Source organism: Micromonospora sp. DSM 43699 (assembly GCF_055517075.1).
In genome coordinates this window covers 1-20,583 of the sequence record NZ_JBTMMT010000066.1, presented here as the reverse complement: position 1 = coordinate 20,583, position 20,583 = coordinate 1, and the positions used below count along the sequence as shown (strand labels likewise).

At 73.0% G+C, this 20,583-nt stretch carries 21 protein-coding genes and 1 pseudogene; 9 read left to right on the top strand and 13 right to left on the bottom strand.

The features are described from left to right. Positions 1–173 precede the first annotated feature (173 nt). The 3 genes from AC0AIB_RS25230 to AC0AIB_RS25220 all read left to right on the top strand — a co-directional run bounded on the left by AC0AIB_RS25230 (position 174) and on the right by AC0AIB_RS25220 (position 3,938). Positions 174–1,547 carry a GH1 family beta-glucosidase gene (locus AC0AIB_RS25230; RefSeq protein WP_328342580.1) on the top strand — a complete coding sequence of 458 codons (1,374 nt, stop codon included), beginning with the start codon at positions 174–176 and terminating at the stop codon, positions 1,545–1,547. 19 nt (positions 1,548–1,566) lie between these two features. Next, positions 1,567–2,574, top strand: a complete 1,008-nt coding sequence (locus AC0AIB_RS25225; protein WP_328342578.1) for a LacI family DNA-binding transcriptional regulator — start codon at positions 1,567–1,569, stop codon at positions 2,572–2,574. A 467-nt stretch (positions 2,575–3,041) separates the two neighbouring features. Then, positions 3,042–3,938 (top strand): GNAT family N-acetyltransferase, encoded by an 897-nt coding sequence (locus AC0AIB_RS25220; protein ID WP_465097606.1) that lies wholly within the window; start codon positions 3,042–3,044, stop codon positions 3,936–3,938. Positions 3,939–3,947: 9 nt separating this feature from the next. Here AC0AIB_RS25220 and AC0AIB_RS25215 read toward each other — a convergent pair whose 3' ends face one another. After that, entirely contained in the window at positions 3,948–4,742 is a 795-nt protein-coding gene (locus tag AC0AIB_RS25215) for an EI24 domain-containing protein (protein WP_328342574.1), read from the bottom strand. 45 nt (positions 4,743–4,787) lie between these two features. On the opposite strand from AC0AIB_RS25215, the gene AC0AIB_RS25210 reads away from it, so the two are divergent. After that, complete coding sequence (locus AC0AIB_RS25210) at positions 4,788–5,819, top strand: helix-turn-helix transcriptional regulator (protein WP_465097605.1); 1,032 nt, start codon at positions 4,788–4,790, stop codon at positions 5,817–5,819. Positions 5,820–5,841: 22 nt separating this feature from the next. On the opposite strand, the gene AC0AIB_RS25205 is transcribed toward AC0AIB_RS25210, so the two are convergent. Beyond that, a complete protein-coding gene (locus AC0AIB_RS25205; protein WP_328342572.1) occupies positions 5,842–6,759 on the bottom strand; it encodes an SDR family oxidoreductase in 918 nt (305 codons plus the stop codon). Between the two features lie 76 nt (positions 6,760–6,835). On the opposite strand from AC0AIB_RS25205, the gene AC0AIB_RS25200 reads away from it, so the two are divergent. Beyond that, on the top strand, positions 6,836–7,516 hold the full coding sequence (locus AC0AIB_RS25200; RefSeq protein WP_465097604.1) for a nucleotidyltransferase domain-containing protein: 681 nt from the start codon (positions 6,836–6,838) through the stop codon (positions 7,514–7,516). 46 nt (positions 7,517–7,562) lie between these two features. Here the strand turns inward: AC0AIB_RS25200 and AC0AIB_RS25195 are convergent, their stop codons facing one another. The 8 genes and pseudogenes from AC0AIB_RS25195 to AC0AIB_RS25160 all read right to left on the bottom strand — a co-directional run bounded on the left by AC0AIB_RS25195 (position 7,563) and on the right by AC0AIB_RS25160 (position 14,142). Further along, positions 7,563–8,450: an alpha/beta fold hydrolase gene (locus tag AC0AIB_RS25195; RefSeq protein WP_328342568.1), complete on the bottom strand. Its 888-nt coding sequence runs from the start codon at positions 8,448–8,450 to the stop codon at positions 7,563–7,565. Beyond that, positions 8,447–8,761, bottom strand: a complete 315-nt coding sequence (locus tag AC0AIB_RS25190) for a DUF2516 family protein (protein ID WP_328342566.1) — start codon at positions 8,759–8,761, stop codon at positions 8,447–8,449. The genes AC0AIB_RS25195 and AC0AIB_RS25190 overlap by 4 nt, the downstream gene beginning before the upstream one ends. A gap of 70 nt (positions 8,762–8,831) precedes the next feature. Then, a complete protein-coding gene (locus AC0AIB_RS25185; protein WP_328342564.1) occupies positions 8,832–9,584 on the bottom strand; it encodes a hypothetical protein in 753 nt (250 codons plus the stop codon). 218 nt (positions 9,585–9,802) lie between these two features. Next, a pseudogene (locus AC0AIB_RS25180) lies at positions 9,803–10,396 on the bottom strand (helix-turn-helix domain-containing protein); the annotation flags it as partial. Positions 10,397–10,509: 113 nt separating this feature from the next. Continuing rightward, positions 10,510–11,469 carry an asparaginase gene (locus AC0AIB_RS25175; protein ID WP_465097603.1) on the bottom strand — a complete coding sequence of 320 codons (960 nt, stop codon included), beginning with the start codon at positions 11,467–11,469 and terminating at the stop codon, positions 10,510–10,512. Between the two features lie 204 nt (positions 11,470–11,673). Beyond that, positions 11,674–12,501, bottom strand: coding sequence for a beta-keto acid cleavage family enzyme (locus AC0AIB_RS25170; RefSeq protein ID WP_465097602.1), 828 nt, complete (start codon positions 12,499–12,501; stop codon positions 11,674–11,676). A 127-nt stretch (positions 12,502–12,628) separates the two neighbouring features. Further along, positions 12,629–13,741: a CAF17-like 4Fe-4S cluster assembly/insertion protein YgfZ gene (gene ygfZ, locus AC0AIB_RS25165; protein WP_465097601.1), complete on the bottom strand. Its 1,113-nt coding sequence runs from the start codon at positions 13,739–13,741 to the stop codon at positions 12,629–12,631. Beyond that, positions 13,738–14,142 carry a Fur family transcriptional regulator gene (locus tag AC0AIB_RS25160; protein WP_328349022.1) on the bottom strand — a complete coding sequence of 135 codons (405 nt, stop codon included), beginning with the start codon at positions 14,140–14,142 and terminating at the stop codon, positions 13,738–13,740. Before AC0AIB_RS25160 ends, ygfZ begins: the two co-directional genes overlap by 4 nt. Before the next feature lie 160 nt (positions 14,143–14,302). On the opposite strand from AC0AIB_RS25160, the gene AC0AIB_RS25155 reads away from it, so the two are divergent. Continuing rightward, a complete protein-coding gene (locus AC0AIB_RS25155; RefSeq protein WP_328342556.1) occupies positions 14,303–15,151 on the top strand; it encodes an aminotransferase class IV in 849 nt (282 codons plus the stop codon). Positions 15,152–15,176: 25 nt separating this feature from the next. Here AC0AIB_RS25155 and AC0AIB_RS25150 read toward each other — a convergent pair whose 3' ends face one another. Together AC0AIB_RS25150 and mtfM are read right to left on the bottom strand one after the other, a co-directional pair. Continuing rightward, positions 15,177–15,767 (bottom strand): heme-binding beta-barrel domain-containing protein, encoded by a 591-nt coding sequence (locus tag AC0AIB_RS25150; RefSeq protein WP_328342554.1) that lies wholly within the window; start codon positions 15,765–15,767, stop codon positions 15,177–15,179. 181 nt (positions 15,768–15,948) lie between these two features. Continuing rightward, entirely contained in the window at positions 15,949–16,053 is a 105-nt protein-coding gene (mtfM, locus tag AC0AIB_RS25145; RefSeq protein WP_067315095.1) for a small membrane protein MtfM, read from the bottom strand. 12 nt (positions 16,054–16,065) lie between these two features. Here mtfM and AC0AIB_RS25140 point away from each other — a divergent pair, with 12 nt between their 5' ends. The 3 genes from AC0AIB_RS25140 to AC0AIB_RS25130 all read left to right on the top strand — a co-directional run bounded on the left by AC0AIB_RS25140 (position 16,066) and on the right by AC0AIB_RS25130 (position 19,058). Continuing rightward, entirely contained in the window at positions 16,066–16,440 is a 375-nt protein-coding gene (locus AC0AIB_RS25140; protein WP_328342552.1) for a DsrE family protein, read from the top strand. A 183-nt stretch (positions 16,441–16,623) separates the two neighbouring features. Next, the gene (locus AC0AIB_RS25135) at positions 16,624–17,001 is read left to right on the top strand and encodes an SCP2 sterol-binding domain-containing protein (protein ID WP_465097600.1); all 378 of its coding nucleotides are present in this window, start codon (positions 16,624–16,626) and stop codon (positions 16,999–17,001) included. Next, a complete protein-coding gene (locus tag AC0AIB_RS25130) occupies positions 17,001–19,058 on the top strand; it encodes an amylo-alpha-1,6-glucosidase (RefSeq protein WP_328349021.1) in 2,058 nt (685 codons plus the stop codon). The genes AC0AIB_RS25135 and AC0AIB_RS25130 overlap by 1 nt, the downstream gene beginning before the upstream one ends. Positions 19,059–19,505: 447 nt before the next feature. Here the strand turns inward: AC0AIB_RS25130 and AC0AIB_RS25125 are convergent, their stop codons facing one another. Continuing rightward, positions 19,506–20,396: a hypothetical protein gene (locus tag AC0AIB_RS25125; protein WP_465097612.1), complete on the bottom strand. Its 891-nt coding sequence runs from the start codon at positions 20,394–20,396 to the stop codon at positions 19,506–19,508. Positions 20,397–20,583: the final 187 nt, after the last annotated feature.

Sequence of the window (20,583 nt, the reverse complement as noted above, 5' to 3'; positions counted from 1 at the left end):
GTGAGCCGGTTCTGCGAGCCCCGCAGTCGCGAACGAAAGAGGAAACCGCGTGAGCGCGAGGAGCGAGCCGGTTCTGCGAGCCCCGCAGTCGCGAACGAAAGAGAGCACCGCGTGAGCGCGAGGAGCGAGCCGGTTCTGCGAGCCCCGCAGTCGCGAACGAAGGAGGAAACCGCGTGAGCGAGCTTCGATTTCCGGAGAACTTCGTGTGGGGCGCGGCGACCGCCGCGTACCAGATCGAGGGCGCGGCCCGCGACGACGGTCGCGGCGAGTCCATCTGGGACACCTTCAGCCGTACGCCGGGCAAGGTGTTCGCCGGGCACACCGGTGACGTCGCCTGCGACCACTACCACCGGTACGCCGACGACGTGGCGCTGATGGCCGAACTGGGGCTGGCCGCGTACCGGTTCTCGGTGGCCTGGCCCCGGATCAGGCCGGACGGCACCGGCCCGGTCAACCCGCGCGGCCTGGACTTCTACGACCGGTTGACCGATGCGCTGCTCGACCGGGGCATCGACCCGATCGTCACGCTCTACCACTGGGACCTGCCGCAGACGTTGCAGGACCGGGGTGGTTGGACCAGCCGGGAGACCGCCGAGCACTTCGCCGACTACGCCCTCGCGGTGCACTCCCGGCTCGGTGACCGGGTCCGCACCTGGACGACGCTCAACGAGCCGTGGTGCTCGGCGTACCTCGGTTACGGCAACGGGGTGCACGCCCCCGGCGAGCAGGACGCCGGGGCGGCCTTCCGGGCCGTACACCATCTGTTGCTGGGGCACGGTCTGGCGGCGCGGGCGCTGCGGGCGGCGGGCGCACAGACCGTCGGGATCACCCTCAACCCGGCGGACGTCGCTCCGGCCGACCCGGACAGCGCCGCCGACGCCGCCGCGGTACGCCTCGTCGACGGCCTCCAGAACCGGATCTTCCTGGACCCGCTGACCGGTGCGGGCTACCCGGCCGACGTACTCGAACACGTCGCCCGGATGGTCGAGCCCACGTTCGTCAGGGACGGCGACGAGAAGATCATCGCCGCGCCGCTGGACCTGCTCGGGATCAACTACTACTCCCCCACCTATGTCGCGGGCCGCCCGGACGGGGCCGGCAGCAGCGCCTACCCGGGCACCGAGGGGGCGGTGGAGTTCCTCCCGGCCAGCGGCCCGGTGAGCGACATGGGTTGGCAGATCGAGCCGGCCGGGTTGACCCGGCTGCTGGAACGGATCGGCACCGACTACCCGGGGCTGCCGCTGATGATCACCGAGAACGGCGGTGCGTTCCCGGACGCCAGCGTCGACCCGGCCGCCGGGGGCCGGGTCGACGACACCGACCGGATCGCCTACCTGGACGGACACCTGCGGGCCGCGCACGAGGCCATCTCCCGCGGAGTCGACCTGCGCGGCTATCTCGTATGGTCATTGCTGGACAACTTCGAGTGGGCCGAGGGCTATCGGAAGCGGTTCGGGATCGTCCACGTCGACTATCTCAACCAGCGGCGCACCCCGAAGTCGAGCGCCCGGTGGTACCAGGAGGTGATCTCCCGGAACGGGCTGTGACAAGGCGGTGGTAGCGGGTATGACGGCGGCACAACGGCCCACCCTGGAGGAGGTCGCCCGGCAGGCCGGCGTGTCCCGGGCGACGGTGTCCCGGGTGGTGAACGGCTCCACCACGGTCGCCGAGCCGATCCAGGAGGCGGTCCGTCGGGCGGTGGCCGAGCTGGGGTACGTGCCGAACCTGGCTGCCCGCAGCCTGGTCACCCAGCGGACCGACTCGATCGCCCTGGTGCTGCCGGAGGCCGCCACCCGGGTCTTCTCCGACGACCAGGTCTTCCCCGGGATCATCCGGGGCGCGGCCCAGGAGTTGGAGGCGGCCGACAAGCAACTGGTGCTGATGCTGGCCGGCTCGCCCGCCGGACACGACCGGGTCGCCCGCTACACCACCGGCCGGCACGTCGACGGGGTGCTCTTCGCCTCGCTGCACGGGGAGGACCCACTCCCCGGCCGGCTCGCCCGGCTGGGGATACCCGTGGTGTGCAGCGGCCGGCCGCTGGACGCCGCCGACGTGCCCTACATCGACGTGGACCACATCGGCGGGGTCGCCACGGCCACCCGCTACCTGATCAGCAACGGTCGACGCCGGATCGCCACCATCGCCGGCCCGCAGGACATGGTCGCCGGCATCGAGCGGCTCGCCGGCTACCGGGACACGGTGGTCGCCGCCGGCCTGCCGCAGATGATCGAGTACGGCGACTTCACCCGCGAGTCGGGGACCACGGCGATGCGTCGGCTGCTCGCCGCGTACCCCGATCTGGACGCCGTCTTCGCCGCCTCCGACCTGATGGCGCACGCCGCCCTGCGGACGCTGCACGAGGCGGGACGGCGGGTGCCGGACGACGTCGCGGTGATCGGCTTCGACGACATCGAGACGGCCGCCTACACCGAGCCGCCGCTGACCACCGTGCGGCAGCCGATCGTCGAGCTGGGCCGGCAGATGACCCGGTTGCTGCTGGCCCTGGCCGCCGGTGCGGACGTCGAGCGGGTCGTGGTGCTGCCGACCGAGCTGGTGATCCGGCAGTCCGCCTGACCGCTCCCCACCCGCCCCCGGCCCCCGGCCCCCTGAGCATCGACCAGGACCATCACTCTGAGCGATATAGCGGCAGCCCACCCGTACTCCATCCGCATCCTTTGCCCTGCTGCCATCCAGACGACAGACACTTAGCGTGATCGTTCATGATCGATCCCAGCCGGAGTGCCGACCATCCAACACCAGCTCAGCCGGTTGTCGCGTGAAGGGCAGCAGAGCAAAGGATGCGGATGGGATGTGGTGGAGGCGGACTGCCGATCACGTGGAGTAGCTACGGCCGTGACTCACCCCCGGCGTTACTCAGAGTCAGGTCGATGGTAGATGGCGTAAACCCGTGGCAGTCCACGCCGACCGGTGCCTACGCTCGCGGGCATGTCTGCCCCCGCCCCATCGAGTCATCCCACAGCCGCGTCTCCCGACACCGGGGAACAGCACTTCACCATCCGACCGGGAGCGGGGTGGCGCGGGTGCTGATCCGCACCGCTCGACCGGACGACGCGCCGGGGGTCGTGGCCCTTCGCTCGCTGGTCCATCCCTACCTGGTGCGGGGGGTGGCGTCGACCCGGCAGATGATCGCCCAACCACCACCCGAGGAGAACTGGAGGGCCTGGGTCGCCGAGACGGCCGGGCAGATCGTCGGCTGGGTCTCGGCGTACCGGAACGCCCGGACCTCGCAGCCGGACTTCGGGGACATCTCCACCCTGCACGTGCATCCGGAGCACCGGGGCCGGGGCACCGGAACGGCGCTGCTCACCGCCGCTCTGGCGCACCTGGGGTCGCTCCGGGTCCGCCGGGTGCGGACCTGGGCGCAGGCCGACTCGCTGCCGTACGCCCGCCGGCACGGGTTCACCCCCAGCCGGGAACTGCGCTACTCGGCGCTCGACCTCCGCCCGGCACCGCCGATGCCCGAGCCGCCCGCCGGGGTCCGCCTGCTCCCCCTCACCGGGCTCGATCCGTACCAGATCTATCTTCTCGACGACGCCGCCGCCGCGGGCGAGCCGGGCGACGTGCCGGTGGACGCGACCAGCTACTCCCTCTGGCGGTCGGAGTGCTGGGAGAACCCGGGGCTGGACCGGGACGCCAGCACGGTCGCCGAGGTCGACGGCGCGCTGGTCGCGCTCAGCCTGGTCAAGCGGGACGGCGACCGGATGTGGTCCGACTTCACCGCGACCCGGCCGGAGTACCGGGGTCGGGGGCTGGCCCGACTGACCAAGCAGGCCGCGCTGCACCGGGCCGCCGGCCGGGGCGTACGCACCGCCTACACCTCGAACGACGAGGCCAACGCCCCGATGCTGGCGATCAACGAACGGCTCGGCTACCGGCCGATGACGTCCGGCTGGTCCTGCCTGCGCGACCTGCCCTGACGGTCGGGGTCAGCTCTCCTCGATGTGCTGGCCCAGCGACCGGCGGGCGAGCAGCGCGGCCCCGGCGACGGCGGCCGGCATGACCAGCACCGCGCCCAGCGGGATCAGGAAGCAGAGGAAGACCGCCACCCCGAAGCCGAGCGAGGTGGCCCGGTCCGCCTTCAACCTGGCCCGCCGGTCCGGCAGCCGCAGCCCCCGCCGGGAGAACGGCGCCCCGACCAGCTCCACGGCGAGCAGCCAGCCGCCCACCGCCGCGCCGACCACCGGCACCACGGTCTGCCCGACCACCGGGATGAAACCGGCCGCGAAGAGCGGGATGCCGAACAGCACGGAGAGCCCGACCAGCCGCAGCGAGTCGACGACGCTGCGTCGCAGCGAAGCCCCGAACGGCACCTCCACCGCGCCCGGGGTGCCGCCGAGCCGGTCCTCCACCCGCTCGGAGATCTTCTCGTAGAACGGGTCGCCGATCACCAGGGTGACGGCGGTGAAGCCGACAACGGTGAGCAGCCCGCCCAGCCCGAGGAAGGCCAGCCCGGCAATCACCCGGACCAGGCTGCGCGGCGTGCTCGACCAGTCGTCGGCGAACGGGGTCACCCACGCCGCCAACTCGTCGACGAAGTAGACCAGGGTGGCGAACGCGGCGACGAAGAGCACGGCGGACAGCAGTGCCGGCACCACGCCGAGCAGCATCAGCCCCGGGCTGCGGACATAGAGGCCGAGGCCGCGCACGAGCAGGCCCACGCCGCCGAAGAAACGGCGGGTGGCACCGGTCACCGGCGCGGCGATGGTACGGGGTCCGTTCACGACCGCAGAGCCTACTGGCCGCAGGCTATCCCGACCGGACACCCGGTGACCGCCACCGACGGGTCGGGGCGGCAGGATGCGGGGGTGCGCGCTGCCCGGTTGATCTCCCTGGTGCTGCTGTTGCAGGCCCGGGAGACGATGACCGCCGCCGAACTCTCCCGCGAGCTGGAGGTTTCCGAGCGGACCGTCTACCGGGACGTGCTGGCGCTCTCCGCCGCCGGGGTGCCCGTCTACGCCGACCGGGGGCGGGCCGGCGGTTACCGGCTGCTCGGCGGCTACCGGACCCGGCTGACCGGGCTGACCCGGGACGAGGCGGAAGCCCTCTTCCTCGCCGGGCTGCCCGGCCCGGCCGGTGACCTGGGGCTGGCCGACGCGGTGGCGTCCGCCGAGCTGAAGGTGCTCGCCGCGCTGCCGCCGAGCCTGCGCGACGCGCCGGCCCGTACCGGGCAGCGGTTCCACCTGGACGTGCCGGGCTGGTTCCGCGAGTCCACCCCACCCCGCTGGCTGTCCGAGCTGGCCCGGGCGGTGTGGCGGGACGGGGTGGTCGAGCTGCGGTACCGGCGCGGCGAACGGGAGGTCACCCGCCGGGTCGAGCCGTACGGGCTGGTGCTCAAGAGCGGCACCTGGTATCTCGTGGGCCGGGTCGGCGACGCGATGCGCACCTACCGGGTGGACCGGGTGCTCGACGTCGTCGCCGACCCGGCGACCTTCGTCCGGGACGACGGGTTCGACCTGGGCGGCTACTGGCGGGAGCAGGCCGAGGCGTTCCTGCGGGGCATGCTCGCCGAACGGATCACCGTCCGGGTCAGCCCCACCGGTCTGCGCCGGCTCCGCTTCCTCGCCGACGCCCCCTTCGCGTACGAGGAGGCGATGGCCGCCGCCGGCACACCCGACGGGCAGGGTTGGGTGGTGACCCGGCTACCCGTCGAGTCCGTCGAGGTGGCGTACCCGCAACTGCTCGGCCTCGGCCCCGAGGTGGAGGTGCTCGACCCACCGCACCTGCGTGCCCTGCTCGTCGACGCGGCAACCCGCTCGGCCGCCCTCTACGGCGTCGGCCCGGACCAGGCTCCCCGCTGACGGCGACCGGGCCGACGAGTCGTCAGCGGTACCCGGTGACGTCGGCGGGGCGGTCGGTCTCGACCACCTCGGTGAGGTAGCGGAAGGCGTCCGGCCGGCTGCCGTCGAGGTCGGTGAAGCCGTACACCCGGGCCAGTTCGCCTGCCGAGACGGACGCCTGGTTCCAGCGGTCCCGGTCCTCGGCGGCGGCCAGTGCGGCGACCGCCCGCCCGACGAAGGCCGGGGTCTCCGAGATGAGGAAGTGCGGGTCCTTCGCCGCGCCGTCGCGCCAGGTCTCCTCGGTCACCCCGAAGTGCTCCAGCATCGCCTCGGAACGGATCCAGCCGGGGGTGAGCGCCACGGCGGTGCACCCGTGCGGCTTCAACTCGTGCCCCCAGCTGTGTGCGAGCCGGGTCACCGACACCTTCGCCAGGTCGTAGAAGACCGACAGCCGGTAGTGCGTGTCGTTGTACGCCCGGGTGCCGTCGCCGATCTCGACGACCAGCCCGCCCGGGCGACGGATCAGCAGCGGCAGGGCGAAGTGGCTGGTGACGATGTGGGTGTCCACCGCCAACCGCAGGGTACGGAACCCGGCGTCCAGCGGCTGCTCCCAGACCGGCTTCTCCCAGGTGATCAGCGGGTCGGCCCCCCACACGTCGTTGACCAGCACGTCGAGCCGGCCCTGTTCGGCGTCGATCCGGGCCACCAGGTCGCGCACCTGGTCGGGCACCAGGTGGTCGACCCGTACCGCGATGCCGGTGCCCCCGGCGGCGGTGACCAGCTCGGCGGTCTCCTCGATCGTCTCCGGGCGGTCCAGCTCGGAGCGGCCGGCCCGGCTGCTGCGCCCGGTCACGTAGACCGTCGCCCCGGCCGCGCCGAGCTGGACCGCGATCTGCCGGCCCGCGCCCCGGGTCGCGCCGGCCACCAGCGCGACCTTTCCTTCAAGCGGTGTCGTCGTCATACCGTCGACTGTGACAGCGATACCTGACAACCGAAGTCCGGTTTCGCACGGCGGTTCCGTCCGGCATGCTGCCGGCATGCACCTGCTGCTCTCCGGGATCGTCGGCTCGGTCGCCTACGGGCTGGCCGGTCCCGGCTCCGACGTGGACCGGATCGGCGTCTTCGCCGCCCCGACGGTGGCCTTCCACGGCCTGCGGCCACCCCGGGAGTCGATGGTCACCACCGACCCGGACGTCACCCTGCACGAGGCCGGCAAGTACGCCCGGCTGGCGCTGAGCGGCAACCCGACCGCCACCGAGCTGATCTGGCTGCCCGCCGACTGCTACGAGACCCGCACGAAGCTCGGCGAGCGTCTGATCGCCATCCGGTCGGCGTTCCTCAGCGCACCACGCGTCCGCGACGCCTACCTCGGGTATGCGAGTCAGCAGTTCCGCAAGCTGACCACCCGCGACTCGACGGTGGGCGGCCGGCGGCGCTCGGCCAAGCACGCCCGGCACCTGGCCCGGCTGCTGCACCAGGGACGGAAGCTCTATGCCACCGGGTGCCTGGAGATCCGGCTCGCGGACCCGGCGTGGTTCCGGGCGTTCGGCGAGCGGGTCGCCGACGGCGCGCTGGCCGAGGCGGAGGCGCTGGTCGCCGAGGCGGAACGGGACTTCGCCCGGATCCGCACCCCGCTGCCCGACCGGCCCGACGAGGCCGCTGTGGAGCGCTGGCTGCGCGACGTCCGCGCCGCCCACCTGCCCCCGCCACCGTTCTGACCGCCGGTCGCCCGCCGACCCCGGGGACTGCGGCGGTGGACCGGGGTCAGGCGTTGAGGAAGGTGGAGATCCGCTCCCGCAGGTCGGTGCGGTCGGTCCAGGCGAACCCGGGGCGGTCGTACACGTGCAGGGTGGCGGCGGGCAGCGCGGCGGCCAGCTCCGCGGCGATGTGGGTGGGGTGCAGGTCGTCGCCGACGCAGCCGATCACCAGGGCCGGGGCGGTGACCCCGGCCAGGGCGGCGACGTCCGGCAGCGGGGACTCGTCCGCCAGGTCGGCCAGGCCGGGGGCGAGCCCGTCGCGGAGCAGCTGGTCGAGCCGCTGGCGCAGGTGGGACCAGCCGGCCGGGGTGTTGCGTACCGACGGGGGCAGTTCCAGGGCGACCACGTCCGCCACGGCCGAGGCGTCGCCGCCGGCCACCGCGTCGAGCAGGTCGGTCAGCCGCTGGTGGGCGATCGGGCCACGCGGCCGGTCGAGGACAGCGGGCAGCAGGAAGACCAGCTTCTCGAAACGGTCCGGGCTCTCGACGAGCAGCCGGCAGAGCGCGCCCGCGCCGAGGCTGGCCCCGAACGCCCGGGTGGCACCACTGAGGTCCGCCACGGCCCGCAGGTCACGGGCCAGGTCGAGGTAGCTCCACGGGCCGGGCGGCGCGTCGGAGCGGCCGTGCCCCCGGAACTGGAAGAAGACCCGACGGCCGGTGACCGCGCTGCCGAACGGACGGGTGGTGGCGATGCCGTTGCCGAACCCGTGGGCGAACACGGTGACCGGGTCACCGACGCCGGTGACCAGCCGTTCCAACTGCACGTCGTGCGGGGTGGCGACCAGCTCGGTCTCCGGCTCCGGCAGGGCGGGCCGCCCGGTACGCGGTGCACCGGGCCCCGGGCCCCAGGTGCGGGGTCCGCCGTCCGGCGGTGGCGGCCAGCGGAAACCCCTCACCAGAACCCTTTGCCGTCGTGCAGGTCGCGCAGCCCGACCCGGACGTCGAGCAGGTAGATCAGGCCGGCGGCGATGCCGATCAGCCCGAAGATGCTCAGCGCGCCGAAGCCGAGCAGGGTGAGCAGCAGGCAGACGGCCAGGATGGCGATCCAGCCACCCTTGGGGAGGGTGCCGATCGCCGCGAAGGAGTCCGATCGTTGGGTGATCGCGTGCACCAGCGAGATGCCCTGCACGATGAGCGCGAAGAAGAGCAGGACGCGGTCGATGATGAAGACGGCGTCGAAGACGAAGATCGGCGCGGCGATGGCCATGCCGGCCAGCATATGCCGACGGCCCCGGAAACGTCCGCCAGGACGCCTCCGGGGCCGGTGTCGGCAAACGTCACTCGGCGGCCGGCCGGGTGCGCTTCGTGGTCTTCGCCGGCTTCGCCGCACCGGTGGCAGCCGGCTTGGCAGCGGCCTTGGTGGCCCGGGTCCGGGTGACCTTGGCGGCGGCCGGCTTGGCCTCGACGACCTCGGCGACGTCCGCCGGGGTGGGCGGGTGGTCCGCGCCGACCTGGGCCACGTCCGCCGGGGTGGGCGTCCGGTCCCGGGTGGCTACCGCGTGCACGTCGGCCGGGACGGTGGCGTCGGTCGCCTCGATGTCGGCGTTGACGGTGTCGGCGGCCTCCAGCACCCCGGCACCGACCACCCGCTCACCACGGGCGATCAACGCGCCGTACGCGGCCAACGCCCGCTCCTGGGCGGCCTGCGCCCCGGCGAGCACCACTGCGGCGTTGCGGGTGGCCGCCCCGCGCAGCCTGTCCAGGTCGAGCTCGGCCCGGAGCTTGTCCAGGTCGAGCTCGGCGCGCAGCTTGTCCAGGTTCAGCTCGGCCGGGGCGGCCTTGTCGCGCAGGCCGGTCGCTGTCAGGTTGGCGGTACGGAAGGTCTCGGTCGCCTTCTGGCGCAGCTCGACCCCGGTGACGACGGCCCGGCCACCCAGCTCGGTGACGACCTTGGTGCCGTCGGTGACGACCCGGTTGCCCAGCTCGGTCACCACGGTCGGCAGCTTGCGCAACTGCTGGAACGCCAGCTCACCGGCGCCTGCGGCGGCGTAGAGCGGGGCCGGGATGCGGTTGGTCTTCGGCTGGGTCATGACAACTCCTCCTCGGCCGCCGAGGCGGCCCTGCTGTTGCTGTTCGTGGGTGCGACATCCGCCCTGCTGGCGCGGGTGCCGGGGGCGGGAGGCGTGCTGTCCGCCCCGCTGGTCGGGGGTGTGCTGTCCGGTGCGGCGGGTACGGGCGTGCCGGCCGCGCCGCCGGGCGCGGGTGCGCCACCCGCCTCGGTGACCGCGACCGATTCGAGGACGGCCTCGGTCGGAGTGCCCTCCGGTGTGGTGGGGCCCGTAGCGGCCGGCGTGACCCCGGCCGCCGCTTCCGTCGGCTCCGTCGGCGTCCCGGACCAATCTGCCGTGGCGGCGGTCCGATCCGTGACCACAGGCTGATCCGTGACGACCGGCTCGGTCGGGACGCCAGGCTCGGTCCGGACTACAGGCTCGGTCGGGACGACGGGCTCGGTCGGGACGGTCCGGTCGGCGGCGGTCTGTTCGGCGGTGGCCTCGGCCAGGCGGGTGTTCTCCCGGCGGAAGGTCTCGTAGATCTGGCTGAGCGACTGTTTCTGGGCCATCGTCAGATCAGGGTCGACCGAGATGGCGGCGAGCACCCCCTGGCCCTCCTTGTCGTCGAGCAGCCCGGCCCGCAGGTACATCGCCGGGGTGGAGACCCGCAACGCGCTGGCGAGCTGCTGGAGCACCTCGGCGCTGGGCTTGCGCAGGCCCCGCTCGATCTGACTGAGGTAGGGGTTGCTGACCCCCGCCTGCTCGGCGAGCTGGCGGAGCGAGATCTTGGCGTTCCGCCGCAGGTCACGGATGAATCCGCCGACGTCGGGTAGATCCTTGGGTGCGGCCATGCCCCCACGGTAGTCCGCACTGCTAGCTCCAGCAAGCAAAACGCTAGCCACAGTTAGCAAGGTAACAACGGCCGGGAAGGCGTCCCCTCAGCTGCGCCGCGTGGCGGGAGAATTCACCAGACCGGGCGGATCGCGCCGACCGGGAGGGCACCGCCCAGCAGGGGAAACTCGGCATACTCGGTGAGGACGGGGGCCTGCACGCCGAGCCGGCGCAGCGCGGAGACCAGCACCGGCATCCTGGCCCGGGCCGCACCGTCGTCGATCTTGAGGGCCACCGCACCGACGCCGGGCAGCGCCGCGGCGATCACCCCCTCCGCGCCGATCTTGGCCAACATCCCGGGTACGCCCCGCATCAGCCGGGTGTCGTCCGCCACGGTCCCGCCGACCACCTCCGGGTACGCCCGCATCGCGTCCGCCACCGCGCGCTCCGGGGAACCGGGCTCGGCGGCCACCAGACGCAGGAACGCCCGCGCCAGCCCGGTCAGCGAGACCGCCAGCACCGGCGCGCCACAGCCGTCCACCCCGACCGCCGCCGCCCGCTCGCCCGTGAACTCCTCGATCGTGGCGGTGAGCCGCTGCTGCAACGGGTGCTCCGGCCGCCAGTACCCGTCCAGCGGCCAGCCGACCGCGAGGCAGGTCAGCAGCATCCCGGCGTGCTTGCCGGAGCAGTTCATCGCCAGCCGGCTCGGGCCGCCGCCGGCGCGCAGCACGGCCTCCCGGGCCGCCTCACCGAAGGGCAGGTCGGGTGGGCAGTGCAACGCCTCCGGGGTCAGGCCGGCGGAGCCCAGCAACGCCGCCACCCGGGCCAGGTGGAACTCCTCACCGGCATGGCTGGCCGAGAACAGCGCTACGTCGGCGGGGTCGGTCGACGCGAGCCCGGCCCGGAGCATCCCGAGCGCCTGCAACGGCTTGCTGGCCGACCGGGGGAAGATCGGCGACACGCCGTCCCCCGCACCGGCCACCGGGGCACCGGCGGCGTCGAGCACCACCACCGAGCCCCGGTGCACACCCTCCACGAACCCGGACCGGACCACCTCGGCGAGCGGCTCGCCACCCTCGTACGTCTTGGACACCCTGGGAAGGTACCGACGCGGGTCGGTACGCCCCACAGCCGGGTGACCTGCGACGTCGGCCACGGGCGTAGGGAGCGTCGGGCTGAGCGTGGCTTACCGCGCACCCGCGCCGACCGGACCCACGGCGGCCACGGCACGGCACCGGACCGCGTGCCGAACCGACGCTGCCGCCGCCCGCCCCGGCCGCTCTGCCCACCGGGCGGACTACCGACCGAGCAGTCGACGGGCCTCGGTGGTGGTAAGCGGCGGGCGCTGGGCGAGCTGCGCGAACCCGACCGCACGGGCGACCAGCTGCATGTTGGACTCCACCGGACGGCCCTTGGCATAGGTCACGGTGTCCTCCATGCCGACCCGGAGGTGCCCGCCGGTGGAGAGCGCGGCCAGCAGCACCGGGATGGTGCTGCGGCCGACGCCGGTGGCCGAGAAGGTGGTGCCCGCCGGCAGGTCGCGCAGCAGTTGCTGGGCGGCGACCAGGGTGGCGGTGGTGCCCGGCATGCCGCCCGGCACCCCCATCACGAAGTCGACGTGCACGTGCCCGCCGTGCGGCAGGCCGTGCCGGTCGAGCAGACGCTGCAGAGCGGCGAGGTGACCGAGGTCGAAGATCTCGTACTCGGGGAGGATGCCGCGCTCCTGCATCCGGGTGTGCAGGTCGACGATGAACTCCCACCGGTTGAGGAAGACGTCGTCGCCGAAGTTGACGGTGCCCATGGTGCAGGAGGCCATGTCCGGCGCGGCGTCCAGCACCGCCAACCGGTCGGCCTCCGGGTCGGTCACCGCACCACCGGAGGAGAGTTGCACGATCAGGTCGGTGCCCTCGCGCAGCGCCGCCACCGTCTCCCGCAGCCGGCCCTGGTCGAGGGTAGGCCGGGCCTGGTCGTCACGGATGTGGACGTGGATCACGGAAGCGCCGAGCGCCTCGCACTCCTTGGCGGTCAGCAGCAACTCGTCGAGGGTCACCGGCAGCGCCGGCACCTGCGATTTGGCCGACTCCGCGCCGGTCGGGGCAACCGTGATCAACGTCCCTGTCGTCATGCCGGCGATGGTAGCCGCCCCGACCGGCCCCGGTCGACGACCCGACTCGGCCGGGGCCGGAAGATTCCCTCGACAGAAGCGCTGAACCCGAAGGAATTCCGGCCCTCGGGGTACCGATTCGAGATCCTTACTCCGGGTCGATGGCGGCGGCGGTCTCGCCCACTGACAACCGGGCGTCGTCGGGGAGGTTGCGCTTGACCACGGCGAGGGCGACCTGACCCAGCTCGAAGTGGTGCACGGCGGTGCCGACGAAACCGACAGTCCGGCCGTCCAGGGTGACCGGGGTGCCGGCCGCCGGCAGTTGGTCGGTGGTCACCCCGTCCAGGTGCAGCAGGACGAGCCGACGCGGAGGCTTACCCAGGTTGTGCACCCGGGCGACCGTCTCCTGCCCCCGGTAACAGCCCTTGTCCAGGTGCACGGCCGGGGCGATCAGGCCCGCCTCGGCGGGGATCGTCCGGTGGTCGGTGTCCACCCCGACCCGGGCCCGTCGGGCAGCCACCCGCACCGCCTCGTACGCCCACAGCCCGGCCGCCGGGACCCCGCTGTCGCGCAGCTCGGCGGCGACCTGGTCCAGGGCCGGCCGGGGCACCAGCAGGTCCACGCCGAGCGGCACCCGTCGGGCCCACCCGCCACCGGGCAGCGGCTGCACGTCGTACCCGATGGTGGGTCGGGGGGGCAGCTCGCCGGAGCGGAACTTCGGACCCGGCACCGCGAGCACCTCAGGCGCGGTCAGGCCGGTGACGCCGAGCGCCGCGACGGCGTCGGTGGCCTGCGGCCCGACCAGCGTCAGCAGCGCGTGGTCGGCGGTGGCGTCACGCGGTTCGACCTGGCTGAAGAACCGCATCTTCTCCAGGTAGGTCAGCAGGCCGGCGGTCATCCCCGGCTCGGTGTCCAGCCAGGTGGTCCCGCCGTCCTCGGCGACCATCGCGTGCTGCTCGACGTGCCCGTGCGGGCTGAGCACCAGCAGCTCGGTGCCCTGCCCGGGGCCGAGCGCGGCGAGGTGCTGGCTGGTCAGGGTGTGCAGCCAGCCGATCCGCTCCGGGCCGGCGACGGCGACGACCCCCCGGTGCGAGCGGTCCACCAGACCGACCCCGGTGGCCAGGGTGCGCTGCTCGCGCATCGGGTCGCCGTAGTGCGCGGCGACCCCCCGGACCCCGGCCGCCCGGTGCTCGGCGTCCGGCTGGTCCCGGCTGGCCTCGTCGATCGCCTCGACGGCCACCGCTCCCGCGATGTCGATCATGTCGGTTCCCCGTCCTCACAGTTGCCGCAGACGCCGAAGAGCGCCACGTGCCCGATGTCCACCCGGAAGCCCCGCTCGGTGGCGAGCCGCTCGGCAAGCGGGCGCATCGACTCCGGGTCGATCTCGTCGATCGCGCCGCACTCCCGGCAGACCAGGTGGATGTGCTGGTGCTCACCCGCCGCGTGATAGGTCGGCGAGCCGTGCGACAGGTGGGTGTGGGTCACCAGACCGAGCCGTTCCAGCAGCTCCAGCGTCCGGTAGATGGTGGTGATGTTGACCCCGGCGGCCACCTCCCGGACGGCGGTGTGCACCTGCTCCGGTGTGGCGTGCCCCAGGTCGAGCACGGCCTGGAGGACCAGTTGCCGCTGCGCCGTCAGTCGCAGCCCACGGGAGCGGAGCATTTCCGCCAGGGAGGATTCGGACACGGTCCGATCATAGTTCGGCAACCGCCGATCATCGCCCGGCCACCACCCGGCCACCGGTCATCGGCCGACCACGGTCGTCGGCCGGCCATCGCCGGGCCACCGGCCGGGCCGGGGTACGCCGCTAGGCTCGGCGGTCATGGTGGGATCGAGGATCGCCGTGCTCGGTCGGGGCGTCGTCCCCGCGACGGAGCCGGTGCTGCGCGGGGACGACCTGGGTGTGCTGCGCGGGGACGGGCTCTTCGAGACCATGCACCTGCGCGGCGGACGCCCCTGGCTGCGCACCGCCCACCTGGCCCGGCTGCGGGCCGGCGCCGCCGCCCTGGAGCTCCCGCTCCCCCCGGAGTCGGCGCTGGTGGAGCTGCTTGACGACCTCGCCGCCGGATGGCCCGCCGAGGTCGAGGGCGCGTTGCGCCTGGTCTGCACCCGGGGGCCCGAGGGCGGCGGGCTGCCGACGGTGTACGCCACCCTGGCCGAGGTGCCGGCCGCCGCGAGGCGACTCCGCCGGGCCGGGGTCACCGTCGCCACCCTCCCCCTCGGGGTGCCGGCGACGGCCCGCGCCGAACTGTCCTGGCTCCCGACCGGCATCAAGTCCATCTCGTACGCGGCCAACAGCGCCGCCCGTCGCCGGGCCGCCCGCAGCGGGGTGGACGACGTGCTGTGGGTCTCGACCGACGACTACGTGCTGGAGGCACCCAGCGCGAACGTCGTCTGGCTGGACGGCGACACCCTCTGCGCCGTCCCGCCCGCAAGCACCGGCATCCTGCCCGGCACCACCTGCGGCTGGCTGCTCGCCCACGCCGCCGAGGTGGGCCTGGGGCAGGCCGAACGCATGGTCACCCCGGCCGGGCTGCACGCCGCCGCCGGGATCTGGCTGACCTCGTCGCTACGCGGCCTGGTCGAGGTCAGATCCCTCGACGGTGCCACCCGCCCGCCCGCCCCGCACACCCCCCGCCTCCAGGAGCTGCTGGGCTTCGACCTCGGCTGACCGACGTCCCCGCCGGGCGGCGGGGTCAGCCGGCGACCCGGATCAGCCGGGCGGACAGGTGCGGAGAGAGACTGTGGCCCACACCGGCCATCTCCTGGGCGTAGAGCAGTGCCCCCTCGACGATGCCGAAGAGCCGGGCGCCCGCCGTCACCTCCTTGGCGGTGGCGGTACGCACCACCGCGTCGGTGGCGAACTCGATCTGGGTGCCGGTGCGCTTGCCGATGTGCAGCTCCATGATGCCGGTCGGGGTGGTCATCAGGGCTTCCAGCTCGTCGGTGACCCGCTCACCGTCCATGACCGGACGCCACCAGCCCACCTCGCGCCCGGCCGGGCGGATCGGGCGGCTCTCGTCGTCGAGCAGCCAGGCCCGGGACTCGTAGAACAGGAACGGCCGACCGTCGTGGCTGATCCGGATCTCCTGGCCGTAGTCGAAGTCCTCGATGGTGGGGAAACCGCCCCGGCCCCGACCGCGCCACACCCCGACGTACGGCAGCAGACCGTCAAGCGCCCGGTGCAACTTCGGGCCGACCCGCAGGTCGTGGCTCTCCTGGTAGGGGTACTCCTCGACCGGCGGCGCGTTCAACCACGGCGGCTGAAGGGGATTCTCGTCGCTCACCGGATCTCCTTCGTTCGCGACTGCGGGGCTCGCAACCCCGGCTCACTCCTCGCGCTCACCGGGCCACTTTCGTTCGCGACTGCGGGGCTCGCAACCCCGGCTCACTCCTCGCGCTCACCGGGCCACTTTCGTTCGCGACTGCGGGGCTCGCAACCCCGGCTCACTCCTCGCGCTCACCGGTTCACCACTTACCTCTCGACAGGCGTACGGCCAGGTAGACCAGGCCACCGGCGAGCGCGCCCAGGCCCGCGACCAGCAGGCTGACGAACCCGATCTCGGTAACCATCATGGTCATCCTATGCTGGGTCCCATGGGCCGCACTCTCGTCGTCAAGGCCACCGCCGGAGCGGACGCCCCGGAGCGGTGCGCGCAGGCGTTCACGGTGGCGGCCACGGCCGTCGCGGCCGGGGTGCCGGTGTCGCTCTGGCTGACCGGTGAGTCCACCTGGTTCGCCGTGCCCGGTCGGGCCGAGCAGTTCGCGTTGCCGCACTCCGCGCCGCTGGCCGACCTGCTCGGCGTCGTCCTCGCCACCGGTCAGGTCACCGCCTGCACCCAGTGCGCCGCCCGCCGCGACATCGGCCCTGACGACGTGCTGCCCGGCGTACGGATCGCCGGGGCGGCCGTCTTCGTCGAAGAGTCGATGGCCGAGGGCGCGCAGGCCCTGGTCTACTGACCCGTCGGCGCGAAGCCGCCGGCCGACGCCCGTGCGGGGGACGCCGATCGGCCCGTACGGCGACACCGATCAGCCCGTGCGGGAACGTCGAGCAACCGGTGCGGGAGCACCGGCACGTCGGTCCGCTTTGCGTACAGTGCCGATAAAGCGCCTGTCTGTTCGCTTATTGCCTACCATGCGAAGGTGAGCCAGGCGACGGAGGAGTTCTTCGCGGCGCTGCCGGCGCGTGCCCCGGCGGTCCTGCGGGGCCCTGTCGTCGGAACCCTCCAGATCGACCTCTCCGCCGGCAACCGCACCGAGCACTGGCTGGTGCGGATCAGCCCCGGCAAGGCGGTGGTGGAGCAGGCCCAGGGCGCGGCGGACGCGGTGTGGAGCAGCAGCGCCAACCTCTTCGACAGGCTGGTCACCGGCCGCGCCCAGGCCATCTCGGCGGTGCTGCGCAACGAGTCCACGTTCAGCGGGAACGTGATGCTGTTCCTGGTCTTCCGGCACTTCTTCCCCGACCCACCGGGGGCACGGGACCCCCGGGAGACCGCCCGCGAGCAGACCGGGCGGGCGTGATGCAGCAGCGGGTCAGCATCCTCGACGGCAACACCTTCCTGGTCTGCGACCGCAGCGGGGACGTCGAACCCTCGTTCGACTTCCCCACCGGGCTGTTCTCCTTCGACACCCGGTTCCTCTCCACCTGGCTGCTGACCCTCGACGGGGAACGCCTGCACGCCCTCTCGGTCGACGACGCGCACTCCTACCAGACCCGGTTCTTCCTGGTCCCCGGCGAGCCGACGCACTATCTCGACGCCAAGGTGTCGGTGATCCGCAGCCGGTCGATCGGCGGCAACTTCACCGAGGATCTGACAGTGCTCAACCACTCCGGCCGGGAGGTGCGGTTCCACCTGCGAATGGAGATGGGCTCCGACTTCGCCGACCTCTTCGAGATCAAGCACCAGCGACCGAAGAAGGGCCGTACCAGCGCCGAGGCCGGTGAGAACGCGCTGCGGCTGACCTACCGCAGGGAGGCCTTCCACCGGGAGGCCACGGTCACCAGCAGCGCCGACGCCGACGTCGACCAGGCCGGGATGACCTGGTCGATCACCGTCGGGCCGCACTCCGAGTGGAGCACCTGCCTGACCGTGACACCTGTCATCCACGGTGCCCGGGACGAGGACGTCCGGGCGGTCACCCCGTTGGGCGCCGCGCGCGGCCCCGCCGTGATCCGGGACGAGCAGGAGAAGCTTGTCGCCCGGGCACCGCAACTCGGCTGCGACTGTGAGCCGCTCGCCGGGGCGTACCAGCAGAGCCTGCACGACCTGGCGGCGCTCCGGTACGAGTCGATCACGCTGGGCGTCCGGCTGCTCGCCGCCGGTCTGCCGTGGTTCATGACCCTGTTCGGGCGGGACAGCATGCTCACCTCGTTGCAGGTGCTGCCCTTCCTGCCCGAACTGGTCCCACCGACGATCATGATGCTGGCCGGCCTCCAGGGGTTCCGGCTCGACGACTTCCGCGACGAGGAACCCGGCAAGATCCTGCACGAACTGCGGTACGGCGAGACCGCCGGCTTCGAGGAGCAGCCCCACTCCCCCTACTACGGCGCGGCCGACTCGACCCCGCTCTTCGTCATCCTGCTCGACGAGTACGAGCGCTGGACCGGGGACACCGCGCTGGTCAAGCAGCTGGAGGCCCCCGTCCGGGCCGCGCTGCACTGGATCGACACCTACGGCGACCTGCTCGGCACCGGCTACGTCTGGTACCGCAGCCGCAACCCGGAGACCGGGCTGGAGAACCAGTGCTGGAAGGACTCCTGGGACGCCGTCTCCTACGCCGACGGCCGGCTGCCAGGCTTCCCCCGGGCCACCTGCGAGATCCAGGGGTACGCCTACGACGCCAAGCGACGCGGCGCACGGATGGCCCGGCTGTTCTGGAACGATCCGGAGTACGCCGACCGGCTGGACCGGGAGGCGGCGGCACTCAAGGAACGCTTCAACCGGGATTTCTGGATTCCCGGGAAGAACTACTTCGCCCTCGCCCTGGACCCGGACGGCCGGCACGTCGACTCGCTCACCTCCAACATCGGCCACCTGCTGTGGAGCGGCATCGTCGACGAGCCCCGGGCCGCCCTGGTCGCCGAACACCTGCTCGGCCCCCGGCTCTTCTCCGGCTGGGGGGTACGCACCCTGGCCACCGGTGAGGGCCGCTACAACCCGATCGGGTACCACGTCGGCACGGTGTGGCCGTTCGACAACGCCTTCATCGCCTGGGGCCTGAGCCGGTACGGCTTCCGCGAGGAGGCCGGGCGGATCTGCGAGGCGATGCTCGACGCCTCCCGTTACTTCGACGGACGGCTACCCGAGGCGTTCGCCGGCTTCGAACGCCACCTCACCGACTATCCGGTGCAGTACCCGACCGCGTGCAGCCCACAGGCCTGGTCGGCCGGCACACCCTTGCTGCTGTTACGGGTGATCCTCGGTCTCGAGCCGCAGGGCGAGCACCTGATCATCGACCCGATGGTGCCGGAGGGCATGGGCCGGGTCGAGCTGCTGGACATACCGGGCCGGTGGGGCCGGGTCGACGCCCTGGGCCGCAGCCGCACCCCCCACGACCACCCCCACCACGAACACTGACAGCCCCGCCCGTCCCGCCCCATCCCGCCCCGCCCTGCCCTGCCCTGCCCTGTCCTGCCCTGCCCTGTCCCGCCAAATCGTGCTCGATTCACGATCTAGTGGCCTCGAAGCTTGTGAGATGCCACTACATCGTGGACAACACCGTTGCGTCAGGTGGAACGGCTGTTCGTCAACCACCGCCACCTCGCCGATCATGGAGTTGTGGTGGGTAACAGAACGCCCGTAAACCCCCAAAGTCGGCACCACCACTCCATGATCGCCAAGCGGACCCACCTCGCTCCCCGATCGGGCACTTCCTGTCCCGGGTTGACCAGCCGCCCATGGCGTTAACGCAACGGTGTTGACATCGTGGATCGAGCACGATCTTGGCTGGCCCCGATGTCGCCGCATGAGTCATGGGTGACGGGGGCGCGGGTTGGCACGGGTGGCACGGGTGGAGGAGTTCGGTCAGGCGGGGCAGCCGGTGGAGGCGGACAGGCGCACCTGCGCGCCGGTGCCGTCGGCCAGCACGGTGGCCGGGCCGCTGCGGTAGGCGTACACCTCGGGGAGGTCGACCACCGGCGGGCCGGCGGCCAGGGGGCGGAGGCCGGTCAGCGCGACCGGCGCGGCACCGGCCGAGACGGCGAGGGTACGGGCCGTGCCACCCCCGGGGCAGGGGACGCTGACCGATTGCGGGGCGGATTGTGCCGAGCGCCCCAGCGCCCGCAGCGCGGCGTCCAACATCGAATCAGCCGACGCAGCCTGGCCAGAAGGAGCCACCGAGGCAGGAGGGGCAGCCGAAGCAGACGGGGCAGACGGGGCAGCCGAAGCTGCTGATGCCGCCGGGGCAGGTGGGACGACCGGGGACGCCGGGGCAGGGGGTTGGGGATAGCCGGCGCCGATCGGGCGGCAACCGGTGTCGGCGGTGAACCGGACCCGGCCGCCGCTGGTGACCCGGCCCTCCACCGCGACGAACTCCCCCGCGTCAGCGCGCAGACGGGGGCCCGACGAGCCGGCCCGTACCCCGGCCCGCCAGTCGGCCGGCAGCCGGTCGGCGACGCGTTCCAACAACGCCCGCTCACCCCCCTCGGCGACCAGCACGTCCAGCCCCCGGCTCAGGGTCGCGCCGTCCGACATCGGGGTGATCCGGCAGCCGCGCTCGACCTCCGGCCCGGTCAGCACCCAGGCGTCGTCGCCGACCGCCGCGACCAGGTGACCGAGCGCCCGGTCCACGACCGGGCCGGCCTGGGTGAGGGTGCGCTGCTCGCGCACGGTCGGCGGGTCGTCCCGCGCCGACCACCAGGTGAGCACGCCCAACAGCACCGCCCAGGCCACCGTCACCGCCAGCAGCCAGGGCAGCCGGCGACGCGGCGCGGACGGACCGGTCGGTGGGGCGTACCCCGGGTGGACGGCACCGCTCACCGGCTCATCGTGTCACGACCCCACCGCCGACCCACCCGCCGGTCACCGCCACCGCCACCGCCACCGCCACCGCCACCGCCACCGCCACCGCCACCGGTGGACAACTCCGCCGCCTGTCGAGCCG